Genomic DNA, 17,499 nt, shown 5'->3' on the forward strand with positions numbered 1-17,499 from the left:
CCAATTAGGCGCAGTCTTTCGAAAACCTTCACGTTGGAGAGTTTTCTTTCTAGCTAGATCATATTGACAGAAAAATCTAAGACTGTTATAAAAATAGTAAATAGCACTCGTGAGGTGAGAGTGCTAATATTGAAGAAGGAATACATAAGAAGTCCGGAAGGGTGGGTATTTCATGGAAAAAAAGCAGTTTCAAGCAGAATCTACACGTCTGTTGGAAATGATGATCCATTCTATTTACACACAAAAGGAAATCTTTTTGCGCGAGTTGATCTCCAATTCCAGTGACGCGATTGACAAAATGTACTACAAATCGCTCGTCGATGATCAATTGGTGTTTGATAAAGAGAACTATTTTATCAAAATAGCGGTTAACAAAGATACCAGAACTTTGACCCTGACAGATACCGGGATCGGCATGACGCAGGATGAGTTGGAAAATAATCTGGGCGTCATTGCGAAGAGCGGTTCGTTGGCGTTCAAAAAAGAAAACGACGCGAAGGATGGCTACAACATCATCGGTCAATTCGGCGTAGGCTTCTACTCGGCTTTCATGGTTGCCGACAAGGTTACGGTCATCAGTAAGGCACTGGGCAGCGACACTGGGTACAAATGGGAGTCCAGCGGTGCGGATGGCTACACGATCGAGCCTTTTCACAAAGATTCCGTCGGGACCGAAATCATTCTCGAAATCAAGGAGAATACAGAAGAAGAGAACTACGACGAGTTTTTGGAAGAGTACCGTTTAAAAGCGATTATCAAAAAGTACTCTGACTTTATTCGTTACCCGATCAAAATGGACGTTACGCAGCATAAGCCAAAAGAGGGCAGCGAAAACGAGTATGAACAAGTGACGGAAGAACAAATCGTGAACAGCATGGTTCCGATTTGGCGAAAAAATAAAAGCGAGCTGACGACTGAGGATTACGAGCAGTTTTATGCGAGCAAGCATTATGGCTTCGACAAGCCGCTGGCGCACATTCACATCAGTGCAGATGGAGCCGTTGTTTATCAGGCGATTTTGTACATCCCGGAGAGCATGCCATTTGATTATTACTCGAAGGAGTACGAAAAAGGTCTGGAGCTGTATGCCAACGGTGTACTGATCATGAACAAATGCGCGGACCTGCTTCCAGACTACTTCAGCTTTGTCAAAGGGATGGTTGACTCCGAGAGCCTGTCGCTCAACATTTCCCGTGAGATGCTCCAGCATGACCGTCAATTGAAGCTGATTGCGAAAAACATCACGAGCAAAATCAAAAGCCAGTTGCAAAGCTTGCTGAAAACAGAGCGGGAAAAATACGAGCTGTTCTACAATTCATTTGGCAGACAGCTAAAATACGGCATGTACAGCGACTACGGAACGCATAAAGAAACGCTGCAAGACCTGTTGATGTTCTACTCTTCCAAAGAGAAAAAGCTGGTGACGCTAGAAGAGTATGTTGAGAGAATGCCAGAAGATCAAAAGTACATCTACTATGCATCCGGCGAGTCGATCGAACGAATCGAAAAGCTGCCGCAAACAGAGCTCGTATCCGAAAAAGGCTACGAAATCCTGTACTTTACAGATGACGTCGATGAGTTCGCGATCAAAATGATGATGAACTACAAGGAAAAAGAATTCAAATCGGTATCGAGCGGCGATTTGGGAATCGAACCGGGCGAAGAAGAAAAAGCAGCCGAAGCCGAAAACGAGAACAACAAAGAGCTGTTCGACTATATGGCATCGATGCTCGAAGGAAAAGTTAAAGCTGTAAAAGCTTCCAAGCGTTTGAAGTCACACCCTGTCTGCTTGTCGACAGAGGGTGAAGTGACGATTGAAATGGAAAAAATCTTGAATGCGATGCCGAACAATCCGAATGTGAAGGCGGACAAGGTACTGGAGATCAATGTGAACCATGCGGTCTTCCAGTCATTGAAAGGTGCCTTTGACACAGACAAGGAAAAGGTCAATCTGTATACCGCCCTCCTGTACAATCAGGCTCTCTTGATCGAAGGCTTGCCGATTCAAGACCCGGTAGAGTTTACGAACGACATTTGCAAAGTTATGGTGTAAGGCAAAACAGGGGATGCGATTCCAGCATCCTCTTTTTCTCGTATTGATTTTCCCATTACAAGGGATTTATGATGGAACGCAAGGATATACATAAAGAGAGGAGAGTAGAACCTATGTGGAATCCGTTGGAAGTAAAAGATCTCATCACCAGTGCAGAAGAGCTGAAAAGCCTTGTAGGAGAACCGCACGAGGCGGTTGTGAAAAAAAGCATCGCGCAGGTAGAGTCGCATGTGATCCATTACGTGTCCATGTCGCCGTTGTTTTTCTTGTCTACAGCAGATTCTTCAGGCAGATGTGACGTTTCCCCTCGAGGCGACGAGCAGGGCTTCGTTAAAGTGCTGGATGAACACCATATTATTTTTCCAGAGCGAATGGGGAACAGACGGGTCGACTCTTTACTGAATATCATCGCAAATCCGCAGGTGGGTATGATTTTCCTGATTCCTGGTCTGGAAGAAGTGTTGAGAATTAACGGATCAGCCCGGATTACAAAAGATACAGAGCTACTCGCCGCGCAAGAATGGAAGGGCAAAACAAGCGGCATAGGCGTGATCGTGAAGGTAGAGGAGTGCTTCCTCCATTGCCCGCGCGCATTTAAACAAGCAGGCCTGTGGAAGACGGATTCATGGCCAGAAAAAGAGGCGATGCCTTCGATGCTGGAAATGTTTCGCGCTCATTTGAAAATAAATGGCGTTCATTTGAATGAAAAAGAATAAGAAAGAAAAAACCTTGAAAATGCTTCAAGGTTTTTTTTCGTCCAAACGAGCTTGGCAAGAAGCCGAACCGAGCCACGTATGTGGATTGCCGGCCCAGCACCAGCCTAGCTTTGGTTTATTTTCGCTGATCCACATGGCCGTTACGCGTCGGTCGCCACAACGGGAGCCGAGCAGTGAAAAGCCGTTATTTTTCTTTACCCGAGCCGGGAAGTGAGTGATCAGGGCAATCCCTTCCTCCAGTGTGAGTGGGGAACGCTGTTGCTCCAAGAGGATGGGCATAGCGTCATTCGGTGTGACGTTCAGCGTCTCTTTTCCTGTATCAATTCCGGTCATCAGGTAAGCCATTCCTGTAGGAATCTCGATGCCCTCGATAGGTGTAAACCGCCGGATTTCTTCTGCATCCATGACACTGAAGCCAGCTTTCTTTTTCCGCTCGATTGCTTGCATCGCTTTTTCTCCGTCGAACCAATCACCTTTCACAACGAGAACAAAGGGGACGAGGCCCTCTTGCTGGTCGTCTTCTCGTATGGGGAGAGCTTCTGCCAGTGGTTGCAGCGGGGCCAGATTTTTCCTAAACTCATCTGCTGTCATGCCCGCCATTTCAGGATAGCCCTTTTGAATGAGCGTTGTCAGTTGCCGTTCGAATTCAGCTTTGTGCATGGGGTAATGCGCCTCCTTCCACTTTTCACATTCATCTTACAACATTGGTGCTAATTAAAAGGTTTATCCAAAAGAAAAGGAATAAAGCAGATTCGGATTGAAGTAACTTTATAACTAAGCTTTAATCTTTATAGAAAAAAATGAGGAAGGAGGCTAGCTGCCATGCGTCCCATTGATATTGCACGTAAGCTAAAGCTGAGCACAAGTGCCTTGCGCAATTATGAAGCGCAAGGGCTGGTTCCGCCTGTGGAGCGGTCAGAGAGCGGCTACAGGAAGTATACGGAGGAACACGTCGCTTATTTTACATGTATTCAAGCCATGTCTCCTGGCTTTGGGATGGAAGTGACGGCGCAGGTGGTGCGACTGATCCAGGATAGACAGTTGCAGGCTGCTATGTGGCGTGTGAATGAGGTACAGGCTCATTTGCAACGGGACAAGCAGTTAGCCGAGCGAAACGTGGCAATGCTTGAAGACAGCCGAGCAGGGAAGGAAGCTGGAAGCAGCGAATGGATGACGATTGGAGAGGTAGCAACCATGACTTCTCTGCCCAGCTCAACCATCCGCCACTGGGAAAAGGTTGGACTCATTACGACTTCCCGCGATGAGAAGAATGGCTACCGTCTCTTCAATCGCTCGCAAATCCGCAAAATCATGCTGCTTCGTACGCTGCGACCTGCTGTCTATTCCTTATCGGTTGTGGAGCTAAAGGATGCCATCGCGAACATGAATGAAGAGGATGTGAGAGAGGCGCGAAACATTGCTTTGGAAACGTTGCGCTATCTGGATCAGATGAATCTCGTACAAACGCGTGGGGTTTTCTATTTCTATCAATTATGCAAAGTGGTTCAGTTGGTCGAAGAATGAGATAGCCAAAAGAGAAAACCCTCTCCTGCACATTCGCAAAAGAGGGGATGTCATCGTTATTCCACAAACAGTGATACTCGCTCAAATCCTGCATCTGAAATGCGAATCAAGCCCGTATCCGATATATGCAAGGTCGGAATGACGACCAGAGCAAGCAAGGACAACGTCATAAAGGCGTAGTTCATCGTGCAGCCCGCCTTCACCAAGGCTTGGCTAATCTCCATGGATTGCTGCACAACTGTTTCATAAGGCTCGGTCGACATCAGTCCAGCTAAACGCAGCGGAAGCTCCACAATTTCGCCATCCCCAGTCACGACAGCGATACCGCCTTGCATGCTGATCACAGCATTGGCTGCTTGTGCCATCCGCTCATTGTCGTTTCCGATGACAAGCACGTTATGGCAGTCATGGGCGACTGTCATGGCAATCGCTGCTGGCTGGTTAAATCCGACATTACCGACAATCCCAATGCCAGAGCCACCTGTTTTCCCATGGCGTTCGAAAACAGCCATTTTGCACAAGGTGCTCTCGGGCGTAATCTGTAGCTCGCCATTTGCGACAGCCACATCGACAAACACTTCGTCCGTCTCAACGTGATTTTCCCGGACAACTGCGACGCGCGTCTTGATCGTCCCAGACGGAACAGGGGTCTTGATGATGAAGTCAGATGGAGTGAGCTCAGCCTTGATTTTCACAGAGTTGACAGCAAACGCAGGGTACGGGAACGGAGGAAGCTCCAGCGTCATTTCACCGTTTTCCGCCACTACTTCACCGCGTGCGATCGTCGTCACGACATTTACATCGGCCAGATTACCGTCGAGCAAAATGATATCGGCGATAATACCCGGTGCGATTGAGCCTACATCTCGTGCGACACCGAATCGTTCTGCTGTATTGATGGTCGCCATCTGGAAGGCAGTAACGGGCTTCACCCCTTGCGAGATCGCGTGTCTGACGATGAAGTTCATATGTCCTTCTTCTTTCAACGAATCACAGATGCGGTCATCGGACACGAGCATCATCCGGCGGGAGTCAATGCCCTGTTCGGTGTGTGCTTTGATCGTTGCTGCAACATCGTGCCAGGCAGAGCCGCGGCGCATTTTGGCATACATGCCGAGGCGTACGCGCTGTGCGACATCTTCGCTGGTCACACACTCATGGCAGCCGGTTACACCCGCAGCGGCATAAGCAGCCAGACGCGGGTCACTTGACGGCCACGTATAGTGACCATCCACTACTTTTCCTGCCCGCAGTGTCGCTTGTATTTCTCCAATCATTTTCGGATCTCCGTACACGACACCAGGGAAATTCATGACTTCTCCGAGTGCGATCATATCTGGTCCCCAGCTCAATGCTTCCGCGACCTCTGCTGGTCCGAATTCTGCACCAGCCGTTTCAAAAGAAGCATCCGTTGAAGGGACGCATGAAGCGACCTGCATGTAAGCAGCCATCGGTGTCTGCCTTGCCTCATCCAGCATGATGCGCGAACCGGGTAGACCGAGAACATTCGAGATCTCATGCGCATCGAAAAAGCCGCCTGTCGTTCCGAGCGGCAGTACCGCATCGGCGAACTGCGTCACGGACAGCATGCTGCTTTCGATATGACAGTGCCCGTCCAACAGTCCTGGTGCCATATACTTTCCTTTTGCATCGATGATCCTGGTGGATTCATCCGTCATCCCTTCCACAAAAGGACCGACATAAGCGATACGGGTGCCAACGACAGCCACGGACATATTCGGCAAGATTTCACCGGAGAGAACATTGACGAGCGTGCCGTTATGAATGAAGAGGGTCGCTTTTTTCTCCCCTCTGGAAAAGGCAACGAGATCAGGAATGCAATCTGCGAGTGGAGGTCTTGCAAAGGACGAATGCTGCTGTGTCATGTTTACTATCACCTCATGCTGGATTTGGTTTTTTACATATCGTACACATCGAAGTGGAAGGAAGCTAGTTTTCTTTTGAAAAAATTGAAAAAGAAGGTGCAGTGGATGACAAGAGTAAAAGTCACATACATAAAAATATCGTCCTACCTAAAGCTGTGCGTGGGAGCTGGGGTTTCAATCGGGGCTTTGGATGGGGCATTCCGTTTATGTACTACCTAAAGTGCAAGAAGGGTATTTTGATCGAAGGGGTATTTGAAGAGGAGCAACGCGAGGACATTTCAAAATAAAGCACCTCCCATTTTCACTGATTTTGAATGTGAAAACAGGAGGCGCTGCTTAGTGTTCTGCTACTTCTATTTCATTTGTCTTCGTTTTCCGCAGTTTGTAAATCGCAACGAGTAAAATAAACCACACAGGTGTGATGAACAAGGCGACTCGTGTATCTTCCGCTAGAGCCAGTACGACCAGAATGAAGGCAAGGAATGCCAGGATCAGGTAGTTGGCAAAAGGATAGAGCGGCATTTTAAACGAATTCGCTTTTGCTAAATCTGGTCTCGTTTTGCGATATTTCAAATGACAGATGACGGTGATTCCCCAAATAAAGATAAAGCAAACGGTCGAAACGCTAGTGATCAGTGTAAATACGCCCTCAGGCATGACGTAGTTCAATACGACTGCGATCAGGATGACAACCGTCGAAAAGAATAGTGCATTTGCCGGGACCTTGTTGGTAGTCAGTTTCGTAAGGGGCACAGGTGCATTCTTTTCTTTGGCAAGCGAGTAAACCATCCGGCTTGTACTGAAAATGGCGCTATTACATGCGGAAGCGGCGGATGTCAGTACCACGAAGTTGACGATACCGGCAGCGGCTGCAATGCCAATCGCTGCGAAGACCTGCACGAATGGACTCTCCAACGGGTTGATCGCGTTCCAAGGATAAATGCTCATGATGACGATGAGTGCGCCAACGTAGAAAATCAAAATCCGAATCGGGATTTGGTTAATCGCTTTTGGAATGACTCGTTTTGGGTCTTCTGTTTCACCGGCTGTCAGCCCGACGAGCTCGATCCCAACAAATGCGAATACGACCATCTGGAAGGAAAGAAGGAACCCATTAAAGCCGTTCGGGAACATACCGCCATGACTCCAGAGATTCGTGAAGCTAGATGCACCTGCATTCGTAGAAAAGCCCTTGATGATCATGAAGATACCGACAAAAATCAGGGCGAGAATCGCGATGACCTTTACGAGCGCGAACCAAAATTCCATTTCTCCAAAAAGCTTCACCGTAGCCAGGTTCATGATTAACAAAATCACGAGGGCAATTAAGCCTGGCATCCACTGCGGTATTTCCGGAAACCAGTATTGCGTATACAGACCAACGGCTGTAAGGTCAGCCATGGCGATCGAAATCCAGCAAAACCAGTAAGTCCAACCCGTGACAAATGCGGCCATATTCCCCAGATAATCTTTGACGAAATCCACAAAAGAATGGTAATTCAAATTGCTCAAGAGGAGCTCCCCGAGTGAGCGCATGATTAAAAAGCAGATGATGCCCGTAATCAAGTAAGCAAATAAGATGGATGGGCCGGCCAAATGAATCGATTTTCCTGCGCCCAAAAATAATCCTGTTCCGATTGCTCCACCGATCGCGATGAGTTGTACGTGTCTGTTTTTCAGACCTCTCTCCAATTTTTGATCCTGCATACGATCCACCTCTTTCTATTTTTAGTTAGTTTTTAATTTTTAGATTTTTATCAAACAGATAATGTTCATATTAACATAACTATAGTTGTTTCACATATGTTTATTTATTTTTATAGAAAAAAAGCTTTTAATTATGAACGAAATAGGGACATTTTGGAAGTGTTGGCTCTTTTGAACAAGGAGCTGCACTTTTTTTGTATTTCAGAAAAAAGAATATATTGACATGATAATGGAAATCATTTAATTTTGCATTAGGGCAACTTTTTTATACGAATGCATATTAGTTTGTTTGGGTGAATATTATTGGTACAAGACTACATTGTTGTGTGTAGGCATATGTGCATGGAGGAATTACCCGTTTCACCATCGGTTTTTGGGCGGGATCATATAACGGGCTATTATTTGGAGGGAAAAATCATGGATTCTGCTATCGCTGTAAGGGACCTGCATGTCTCTTACTTTGGGAACGAAGTTGTTCGGGATGTTTCGTTTGATGTTGAGCTAGGGAGCATGGTTGGGATCATCGGTCCAAACGGGGCAGGGAAGTCAACCCTGATCAAAGCGCTCTTGGACCTTATTCCGAGAGATAAGGGGAATGTGCGGATATTTGGGAAAGAGACAAATGAATTCCGGAAGAAAATCGCCTATGTACCACAGCGGAGCATGATTGATTGGACGTTTCCGATCACGGTCATGGATACAGTGCTGATCGGGACGTACCCAAGTGTCGGACTGTTCAAGCTTCCGAAAAAAAAGGAAAAAGCGTGGGCGCTGGAATGCCTAAGAAAAGTGGGGCTGGAGGATTTCCGCGACAGGCAGATTGGGGAGCTCTCCGGCGGGCAGCAACAGCGTGTCTTCCTGGCAAGGGCACTTGCGCAAAAACCGGAGCTGCTACTTCTGGACGAGCCATTTGTGGGGATTGATGTGGCGAGCGAGGACACCATCATTCGTATTTTGAAAGAGCTGCAATTTCAGGACAAAACGATTGTCGTCGTCCATCATGACTTGTCCAAAGCATACGCGTATTTTGATCAGCTTCTTCTAATGAACAAAGAATTGATCAAGTTCGGTACGGTCGATGAAGTGCTGAATCGAGAAGTCATGTCGAGAGCATATTCCTATCAGCTACCATTTCTCGAAAAGACCGAGGTGCTTGCATAATGGATTTCTTGATGGCAATTGGACAGTATGAGTTTTTGCAAAAAGCATTGTTTACATCTGTAGTGGTTGGGTTAATCTGTGGCGTCATAGGAAGCTTTATCATCTTGCGGGGAATGTCCTTGATGGGGGATGCCATCTCACATGCTGTTTTGCCTGGGGTGGCCCTCTCCTATGCTTTTGGGATCAATTTCTTCGTGGGCGCTGTTTTAACGGGTGTACTCACCGCTGTTGGAATTGGCTACGTGAGCCAAAATAGCCGCATCAAGAACGACACGGCGATTGGAATTTTGTTCACGTCGGCCTTTGCGATCGGGATCATCATGGTTACGATGCTGAAAAGCAGTACCGATCTATATCACATTTTGTTCGGGAATGTATTGGCTGTGCGTTCGTCAGACATGTGGGTGACCGTTGGCATCGGGGTCATCGTCATCGTGACAGTCTACGCTTTTTTCAAAGAACTGTTACTGACTTCGTTTGATCCGACCATTGCGGCTGCTTACGGTTTGCGTAACAACCTCATTCACTACTTGCTGATGACATTGCTGACGATGGTAACTGTTGCTTCCTTGCAAACCGTAGGAATCGTATTGGTTGTTGCCATGCTGATTACGCCGGCTGCTACCGCTTATCTTTTGACGGACCGCTTGTCGACCATGATCTTTTTGGCTGGCGGTTTTGGGATGCTGTCTTCAGTTATCGGTCTTTATTTTAGCTTTACTTATAATTTGGCCTCTGGTGCCACGATTGTCGTGGTTGCAACTGTGTTCTTCTTCCTGGCCTTTCTCTTCTCCCGAAAACACGGGGTGGTATGGAAATCAATCCGAGCTCGGCAAAAACGGGTCGAGCTCTCAAAGTAAAGGAGAATATCGTCATGAAGAAGTGGAATCTGTTTTTTGTTTTTCTAGTCTCAACCGTATTAATGGCGGCGTGTGGTGCTCCGCAAAGTGCGAACGAGCCCGCACCTGCAAAACAAGGCAACAGCGAGAAGCTGCAAGTGGTCACGACGTATTCCATCCTGTATGACATCGTAAAAAACGTTGGGGGAGATCGGGTGGAAATTCACAGCCTTGCTCCGATTGGCTCCAATCCCCATGAATATGATCCACTGCCTGCTGACGTGCAAAAAACGACGGATGCAGACGCGGTTTTCTACAACGGACTGAATTTGGAAGCAGGTAACTCCTGGTTCGATAAACTGATGACCACAGCAGGCAAATCAGGTCCGGATGCACCCGTATTCCGACTCAGTGAGGGTGTAGCCGCCAAGCACTTGACCACCAAAGGCAAAGAGAGCGAAGAAGACCCGCACGCTTGGCTGGATGTACGCAATGGGATCAAGTATGCGGAGAATGCAAAAAATGCCCTGATCAAGGTGGACCCAGCGCACAAGGAAACGTATGAGCAAAACGCCAAGAAGTATATCGAACAGCTAACTGCTCTGCACGAGGAAGCGGTTAAGCAATACAACCAGATTCCGAAAGAACAGCGTTTGCTTGTGACGAGCGAGGGAGCGTTCAAATATTTCAGCGAAGCGTACGATTTTGAAGCGGCGTACATTTGGGAAATCAACTCGGAGAACCAAGGAACACCAGAGCAGGTCACGCAGGTGGTCGATACGATCCGTGCGAAAAAAATCCCGGCTCTGTTCGTAGAGACGAGTATCGATCCGCGCAGCATGGAGATGGTATCGAACGAAACGGGTGTACCAATTGTCGGGAAAGTATTTACGGACTCTCTCGGAAAGCCGGGAGAAGATGGCGATACGTACATCAAAATGATGGAATGGAATATCAAAACGATTTACGAAGGATTGACCAAGAAATAAGGTTCGTAAAAGCAAAGCACAGCTCTCTTTATCAGGGGCTGTGCTTTTAAATTCTTCCACTGCTTAACATCTTTCATCAGATTGAGGTATAATAGGCTAGTGTGTAAAAGGAATCCGGAGTATTCATATTTAATCTGTCATATTGAAAGAGAGTGGGATTATGGGTCGTAAGTGGAACAATATTAAAGAGAAGAAAGCTTCTAAAGACGCGAGCACCAGTCGTATTTATGCGAAGTTCGGGAAGGAAATTTACGTCGCGGCAAAGCAAGGCGAGCCGGACCCAGAGTCCAACCGTGCTCTGAAGGTCGTCCTGGAGCGTGCTAAAACGTACAGCGTACCGAAAGCGATTATCGACCGCGCGATTGATAAAGCAAAGGGCGGTTCTGATGAAACCTTTAGCGATCTGCGCTATGAAGGCTTCGGGCCAAATGGTTCCATGATCATCGTGGATGCACTGACCAACAATGTAAACCGCACAGCTCCGGAAGTGCGTGCCGCTTTCAACAAAAACGGTGGGAACATGGGCGTATCCGGTTCGGTTGCTTATATGTTTGATCCAACAGCGGTCTTTGGTTTGGAAGGCAAATCCTCTGATGAAGTGCTGGAAATCTTGATGGAAGCGGACGTTGATGTGCGTGACATTTTGGAAGAAGACGGTGCTGTCATTGTTTACGCAGATGCCGAACAGTTCCACGCTGTACAAGAAGCACTCAAAAATGGTGGCGTCACAGAGTTTACCGTAGCTGAACTGACCATGCTGCCACAAAACGAAGTAACGCTGACAGAAGATGTACAAGCTCAATTCGAAAAGCTGATTGATGCTTTGGAAGACTTGGACGATGTGCAGCAGGTGTACCATAACGTTGATTTAGGTGAATAATGTTTTCAATGGGGAAGACCTTTGTTTTAGGACAAGGGTCTTTTTTATGTGGCTGCGTATTGGCTGCGGTGAAGAGAAGAATATTTCCAGTCTAAGCTCCAGGCTCCGTCCTGCTGAGGGATAAGACTGTCCGCTCCGAAGGGATTCGCGGGGAAACGCAAAAGTGGTAGCCGCTTCGTAGCACGGGCACGGTTGCGTTTCTTTTTCCCGCAAATCCCTTCTCCGCTGGGTAGGACTCCACAAGTCGCTACGTCTGGAAATATTCTTCTCTGTCGTAATAGATGAGGTTCTCCATTCTTTTAAGGATTTAAAAATCGGGTCACATGGAAAGCTCGCAGAGGAAACAGGAGAAAAAAGCGAAGATCTTTGGTACACCGACCGAGGCGCAATGAAAAAAAGAGAAACAAGCTTTTAGCGTCCACCTCTGAGGCACATCTTGAAAGGACGACTTTGGACGCGGGTTTCGCTTTTTTTCATGGAGCCGGGCAGTGAATCCTCCAGCGGGTGGGACAAGAATCTGAGCGTTTTCTCCTGTTTCCTCCCTACCCCTACCGCCCGACAAACGTGTTTTAAAAGAAATAAAACCGCCTCCATAAAGGAGACGGCATATATCGAGCTCGTTAGTTTTGAGGTGTTACCGATCATCACGTGCGACGCATCTACCTCCAGTATGAAGTTAGAAGCTTAAAGCAGTGTACGGTTTCCCTTACTCACTAGGTGATCGTGTAAATCATCCATGGCACATCGCCTCCGTAAAGGACTACAGCCTGATTGAGAACACACCACCGAGCTCGATGAGTATAGTATGAGCAAAGCCCATCTTTTTATTCACCCATCTTCAACATCTGTTTTCGAATCGCATTTAAAAACGATTGGTTGCTGTAGGCTGTGCCACCAGCCAATCCCGGTTCAACTGCATTCATATACATCTGATCCGCTTTGACTGCGCTGAGATTTTTCCATGCAGGCTGCTCTTGCAACTGCTTGAAAGCGGGCTGGTCTTCTTTGTTGACCATCACAAACAAGTAGTGGGGATCTTCTTTTGACAAAGCATCTATTGAGAGCGCGGTACGCTCCTGCACATTCGTGACGACATCTGGGACAGGCAGGGCCAGGTCCGTATATAACAGGTAATTGTACCGTTCATCCTTCGGATAGGCGTAGAAGGAGCCCTCTTGGAACCACAGTGTCAGCACTTTCTTTTCTGGAAGTGGGGCGAGCTTGTCGCGGAGTTCCTGTGCGTTTTGCTTCACTTTACCTACGAAAGTATCCAAATTGGCATCTTTTCCCCGAACATCAGCGAGTAGACGCAAGTTTTCTTGCCAATGAGCTCCGTTCGTTGAGACGGGAATGACGGATGCAGCGGTTTGCAATTTGGCCAAATCTTCCTTGGATGTCTTGTCAGTTGTCATGATGACGTCAGGTTCGAGGGCAACCAGCTCACCAAGGTTATCTGCAATGTTATAAGGAAGATGCTTGGCATTTCTGATCATGGCTTGATATTCCGCAGGAAACTTTCCGTTCTTATCCATTGTTGCTGCGACGGGCGGGATTCCCAGCAAGAAAGAATCTTCATACGAAGCAGGGAAGCCAACGAAAACAATATCTTTGGTTCTGGCCGGAATTGTATAAGTGTTGCCAAGGTAATTGATCGATCTGGTCGGTTTCGATGCCGCTGAATCGCCCGTTTGTCCACCATTGCCGCAGGCTGCCAGGACGAGGAGCAAAGCGGCAATCGGGATAGCTAGTAGCCGTTTATACATACAGGTCACTCCGTTCTTACTTCTTGTGTTATCAGGAAAGTAGCAGGACTCATGTAAATTATAGGCTACCCGATCCATCCGTCGCTGTTGCATTCCTGAACATTTTCAAACATTCTGCTGTAACCTTTTTCCTACTCAAGACACTAATGGGTATCCAAGAAAATATTCGGATAGGAAAGTAGTCGATCAGCCGACAGCAAGAGAATGGAGGAGCTTCTTTGTATGAAGAAATGAAACATCAGGTCATGACCATCTATGAGCGGCATTATCATGATGTATATCAATTTTTGCTGTACTTTGCCGGCAGTCAGAATGATGCAGAAGATTTGACGCAGGAGGTTTTTTTGCGAGTGATTCGCTCTCTTGAACGATTTGAAGAGCGATCTGAAATGAAGACATGGCTGTTTGCGATCGCGAAGCATACAGCGATGAATTACTATCGAAAACGCAAGTGGCAAAAGCTGTTGTCAGGGGACTGGCTGTCTGTCGTGATGCCAGCCTCGGAAGGGAATCCGGCACAGGAAGCGGAAAGCCGGGAGGATGAGCAGGAATTGATCGCTGCGATCAAGGGACTGCCGCCACATTACCGCATGGTTGTCATTCTGCGAGGCATTAAAGAGTACAGCGTCAAAGAGACAGCCGAAATACTGGGTTGTTCAGAATCAAACGTGAAAACGACGATGCACCGGGCATTGAAGCTGCTGCATGGCCAACTGTCGCATACGAAGAAGGGGGAGTTGTACAGTGGATTGGCAAAATGAGCGAGATATGCTGGAACGGTTAGCAACTCTGCAAAAAAGTACACCCCCACGTAAGGAGTTTGTAGAGAGTTTACGTACTGTGCTGGAACAAGAAACGAGTCGGGTTGGCAAGAAGGGACGGCTGTTCATGAATCCGTTGACAGCGGGGATAACAGCAGTCGTGATCGCTTTTGGCTTTGGACTGTACATCATGGCTGGGATGGGGCAAAACGAACGGGCGGACCCTCAAGTGACGGCAACAAGCAGTCCGCAGCTTCCCGCCCATCCTGTATACGAGCAGGCGAAGAAGCTGCTGCAAGAATTGGCAGGGCGAGATGCAAGCCAATATGCGGTAAACGGCATGCTGTCCAATACAGAAACAGGTCATGTCGTGATGAACAAGACGGTTAACAACATTCCGGTTCTTGAAGACCAATACACGTTTACAATAGACAAGGAGGGCAGGCATCATAAAAAAGTGGTACAGACAAACGATACGACAGGGATGGTCTTTCCTGATCCTAAAAGGGCAATGCCAGTGAAGCAGGCCGAGGAGATTTTTGGGCAAAGTGCCCGGCTTCTCTATTCAGAGGAAGAAGGGCGATTGCAATACGAGTTTCCATTTTCAGGTGATATCGATGCCATCACAGGAGAAATTTACTCCACAGAACGCTATCATCCCGATTACAGTCTCGTAGAAATGCCGCCAATTCCTGTGAAACCAGGAGGTATTAAGCTGGTAGCTCCTGACATCAAAGAGGCAGATAGACTTTTTCGGGAGTGGGGATTCGAGCCGCCGTTTTCCTTCGTGGTTCGCCAGGGCTCGGGCGTACATACGTACAAAATAGAGACGCGAACCAAACAGAAAATGGAACTGACCGTGGTGACAGAAACAGGCGATATTCTCGACTATCGGTATGGGAATATCCATGAGAAAGAGGAGAAGCTCCCTCATCCGAAGCTAGAAAATGTTCAAGAAGCAGCTAAACAGTTTCAGAAATACCTTCCGTTAGATACCAAAGAATTGCTTCTTGGTCCTGCCACTAGAAAAGGCAACATCGAAACCTATCAATTCTTTAAGTCCCATCAGGGAGTCCCGATTATGGGGGGCTATACAGTTCATTTTGATGTGGACAGGAAACAGGTGATCGGAATCATTCCTCCGTATGCAGAGGATTCTAAACCGCTTCCTGACAAAAGCAAAGCAATGTCACGGGAAGACGCGACTAGCGTATACGTCACCCATCGTCCGCTCCGATTGGTCTACAAGCTGATGGAGAATCCGGCTACAGGAAAATTAGAACCGCGTCTCGTCTATCATATTTATTATCACGACACACCGCTCTATATGGTGGATGCGCTGACAGGTGAGTGGGTACGTAGTTAATAACATCATACCAACAGAAAAACCAGGGAGAGGATTCCCTGGTTTTTCACTATGTCTCTTATTTGAAGAGCGGAACATAAATATCAATCTCGTTGTCTTCCTGCTCTGGTTTGTAGCGTTCGTCCCAATACTCAAAATCAAATCCGGCATACTCATATCCCGATTCACAGAGCCAGGACCCGTAAAGAAAAGCATACGTCTCGCCCAAGTTTGTCTCAGGTCCCTTGTGTGTTACTTTTGCAAATGTCCCCGCAGGAATCGTGTGATTGACCATCCCTTCAGGAATATCGGCGAGGCTGGAAACTTCGAGTCCAATAATTGTGGTAAAGGGATCTACCGCCGCATCGAAGTCAGCTTTGTCAGGATAGATTTGGATCAGGTATTCGCCCTCTCCAACCTGATTGTGAATCTCGCTTTTTCTAGCTCGCAAAGTTTGAGTTGTAGTAGCGGAGAGCTTTTTGCCCAAGTCTTCTGTCACATTCGCCGTAAAAGTGATACCAATTACGTGTGTTTCCTCGCGGGTGAGAATGGTAGGATTCATGAAACAACGTCCCTTCGTCTAGTGAAATAAGGAACAGAGCTAATCCAGCAGCTATTTCAGCTCTCTGGCATATATCTTCGTTCCATCATGTGTAAACGTACCGATATATTTCTTGCCACCTATCGTATATTCCATAGAAACGGTTTCCTTTCTAGGAGGCGTAAGCAGCTTGTGCGGAAACGGGAACGGCTGTTTGTTCGCCACGTCTGCAATGATCTGCGTGTCTGTATGAAAAAGCTTGCCTGTCTGTTTCAATTGCTTGAGCTGCTCTGGTTTATCCAGCTTGTAAGGCAGAGTCGTGGTCGGTTTGTCCATCGCATTGATTTTCTGGAAGAAATACCCGTCCTTTGTTTTCGACACCGCAATAAACTGTCCGTCACTCGTCTCTTTTAGAAACGCATACTTTTTCGAAGCGAATGTTCCTTTTTTATTCATCAATAAATAAAATTCCTCGTTGTCCTTTTTCCCGGAAATGATAAAAACTCCCGAATGGATGTTGGATTCCACCTTGTAATTTCGGGATGGCTTCAACACGACTTTTCCTTCATGCGTAATAAAATGGGTCATGCCATTTATTTTCACGCGATGCAATCCTTCGCTGAATCCCATGTACTCATCAAAGAAAGGCTTTGCGTGTATTTTGCCATTCATGTCTTTTAAGCCCAATTTGTAGGATAAAACCATGCCATCCTTTACGTTACGTTTGACAAAAGGGTAGTGATGAATGTCGAAAGTTTTTTCTCCCGTATGCTCACTCGAGATTGGAAATAGTTCCTCATCTGTGATCTGCTTGGATATTTTCGTGCGAGCATTGTACAGATAAGAGGTATAGCTTGTGGGAGAATACAAAAACCACTCTCCGTCTATTTGCGTGAAGTAATCGTTATAGGTGGTTAATTCCTGTGTGTTGCCTTGTTGATCGAAAATAATAAACGAGCTGTTTTTAAAGTGGGTAATAATCTGAAAAAAGCCATACCCGTTTTGCAATGGACTGATGTAGCCTGGATATAATAGCGCTTCTTGCTGATCGATTACTTTTCCTGTAGGAGAAACAAGGGCAAAATGAGGGAACCATTTCTGCTTGAACTCTTTGTAATAGGGATCATTCGGACTCGATCCTGCAAATGGTACGAAAAATGGTTCCGTTAGTCCAGGTGGTACCTGAATCTCTTTTTCTGTCGGAACGTACTTGAGTACTGTCGTTTCCGGTCTGTCTGAACGGATGGCATTTTCGGAATGTGCGACAGAAGGAACGATTGATAGAGTAAGGCTCAGAGCTAACAGAATGTTGACGTAGTTGGTCTTTTTCATAG

Annotated in this window: 15 protein-coding genes; 9 read left to right on the forward strand and 6 right to left on the reverse strand. The window is 47.0% G+C overall.

The window, feature by feature from the left end; all coding sequences use genetic code 11:
- Positions 1-172 precede the first annotated feature (172 nt).
- Both htpG and AB432_RS07795 read left to right on the forward strand, forming a co-directional pair.
- Positions 173-2,053, forward strand: coding sequence for a molecular chaperone HtpG (gene htpG / locus AB432_RS07790; protein ID WP_048031778.1), 1,881 nt, complete (start codon positions 173-175; stop codon positions 2,051-2,053).
- 113 nt (positions 2,054-2,166) lie between these two features.
- On the forward strand, positions 2,167-2,769 hold the full coding sequence (locus AB432_RS07795; protein ID WP_048031779.1) for an MSMEG_1061 family FMN-dependent PPOX-type flavoprotein: 603 nt from the start codon (positions 2,167-2,169) through the stop codon (positions 2,767-2,769).
- Positions 2,770-2,793: 24 nt separating this feature from the next.
- Here the strand turns inward: AB432_RS07795 and AB432_RS07800 are convergent, their stop codons facing one another.
- The gene (locus AB432_RS07800; RefSeq protein WP_048031780.1) at positions 2,794-3,429 is read right to left on the reverse strand and encodes a DUF5701 family protein; all 636 of its coding nucleotides are present in this window, start codon (positions 3,427-3,429) and stop codon (positions 2,794-2,796) included.
- A 162-nt stretch (positions 3,430-3,591) separates the two neighbouring features.
- Here AB432_RS07800 and AB432_RS07805 point away from each other — a divergent pair, with 162 nt between their 5' ends.
- The gene (locus AB432_RS07805) at positions 3,592-4,293 is read left to right on the forward strand and encodes a MerR family DNA-binding transcriptional regulator (RefSeq protein WP_048031781.1); all 702 of its coding nucleotides are present in this window, start codon (positions 3,592-3,594) and stop codon (positions 4,291-4,293) included.
- 56 nt (positions 4,294-4,349) lie between these two features.
- Here the strand turns inward: AB432_RS07805 and AB432_RS07810 are convergent, their stop codons facing one another.
- On the reverse strand, positions 4,350-6,179 hold the full coding sequence (locus AB432_RS07810; protein ID WP_048031782.1) for an adenine deaminase: 1,830 nt from the start codon (positions 6,177-6,179) through the stop codon (positions 4,350-4,352).
- A gap of 336 nt (positions 6,180-6,515) precedes the next feature.
- Positions 6,516-7,886, reverse strand: a complete 1,371-nt coding sequence (locus AB432_RS07820) for an amino acid permease (protein WP_048031784.1) — start codon at positions 7,884-7,886, stop codon at positions 6,516-6,518.
- Positions 7,887-8,303: 417 nt separating this feature from the next.
- Between AB432_RS07820 and AB432_RS07825 the strand changes: the two genes are divergently transcribed.
- The 4 genes from AB432_RS07825 (at position 8,304) to AB432_RS07840 (ending at position 11,755) form a co-directional block, all read left to right on the forward strand.
- Positions 8,304-9,047 carry a metal ABC transporter ATP-binding protein gene (locus AB432_RS07825; RefSeq protein ID WP_048031785.1) on the forward strand — a complete coding sequence of 248 codons (744 nt, stop codon included), beginning with the start codon at positions 8,304-8,306 and terminating at the stop codon, positions 9,045-9,047.
- Entirely contained in the window at positions 9,047-9,907 is an 861-nt protein-coding gene (locus tag AB432_RS07830; RefSeq protein WP_048031786.1) for a metal ABC transporter permease, read from the forward strand. Before AB432_RS07825 ends, AB432_RS07830 begins: the two co-directional genes overlap by 1 nt.
- A gap of 14 nt (positions 9,908-9,921) precedes the next feature.
- Positions 9,922-10,875: a metal ABC transporter substrate-binding protein gene (locus AB432_RS07835; protein ID WP_048031787.1), complete on the forward strand. Its 954-nt coding sequence runs from the start codon at positions 9,922-9,924 to the stop codon at positions 10,873-10,875.
- 160 nt (positions 10,876-11,035) lie between these two features.
- A complete protein-coding gene (locus AB432_RS07840; protein ID WP_016741001.1) occupies positions 11,036-11,755 on the forward strand; it encodes a YebC/PmpR family DNA-binding transcriptional regulator in 720 nt (239 codons plus the stop codon).
- Positions 11,756-12,579: 824 nt separating this feature from the next.
- On the opposite strand, the gene AB432_RS07845 is transcribed toward AB432_RS07840, so the two are convergent.
- Positions 12,580-13,518, reverse strand: coding sequence for an ABC transporter substrate-binding protein (locus AB432_RS07845; protein WP_048031788.1), 939 nt, complete (start codon positions 13,516-13,518; stop codon positions 12,580-12,582).
- 218 nt (positions 13,519-13,736) lie between these two features.
- Here AB432_RS07845 and AB432_RS07850 point away from each other — a divergent pair, with 218 nt between their 5' ends.
- Positions 13,737-14,279 (forward strand): RNA polymerase sigma factor, encoded by a 543-nt coding sequence (locus AB432_RS07850; protein WP_048031789.1) that lies wholly within the window; start codon positions 13,737-13,739, stop codon positions 14,277-14,279.
- A complete protein-coding gene (locus AB432_RS07855; protein WP_048031790.1) occupies positions 14,263-15,645 on the forward strand; it encodes a hypothetical protein in 1,383 nt (460 codons plus the stop codon). The genes AB432_RS07850 and AB432_RS07855 overlap by 17 nt, the downstream gene beginning before the upstream one ends.
- Positions 15,646-15,703: 58 nt before the next feature.
- Here the strand turns inward: AB432_RS07855 and AB432_RS07860 are convergent, their stop codons facing one another.
- Entirely contained in the window at positions 15,704-16,186 is a 483-nt protein-coding gene (locus tag AB432_RS07860; RefSeq protein WP_048031791.1) for a GyrI-like domain-containing protein, read from the reverse strand.
- A gap of 51 nt (positions 16,187-16,237) precedes the next feature.
- Positions 16,238-17,497 (reverse strand): hypothetical protein, encoded by a 1,260-nt coding sequence (locus tag AB432_RS07865; RefSeq protein WP_048031792.1) that lies wholly within the window; start codon positions 17,495-17,497, stop codon positions 16,238-16,240.
- Positions 17,498-17,499: the final 2 nt, after the last annotated feature.

Origin of the sequence: Brevibacillus brevis, assembly GCF_001039275.2 — a bacterium.
Taxonomy (GTDB): domain Bacteria; phylum Bacillota; class Bacilli; order Brevibacillales; family Brevibacillaceae; genus Brevibacillus; species Brevibacillus brevis_C.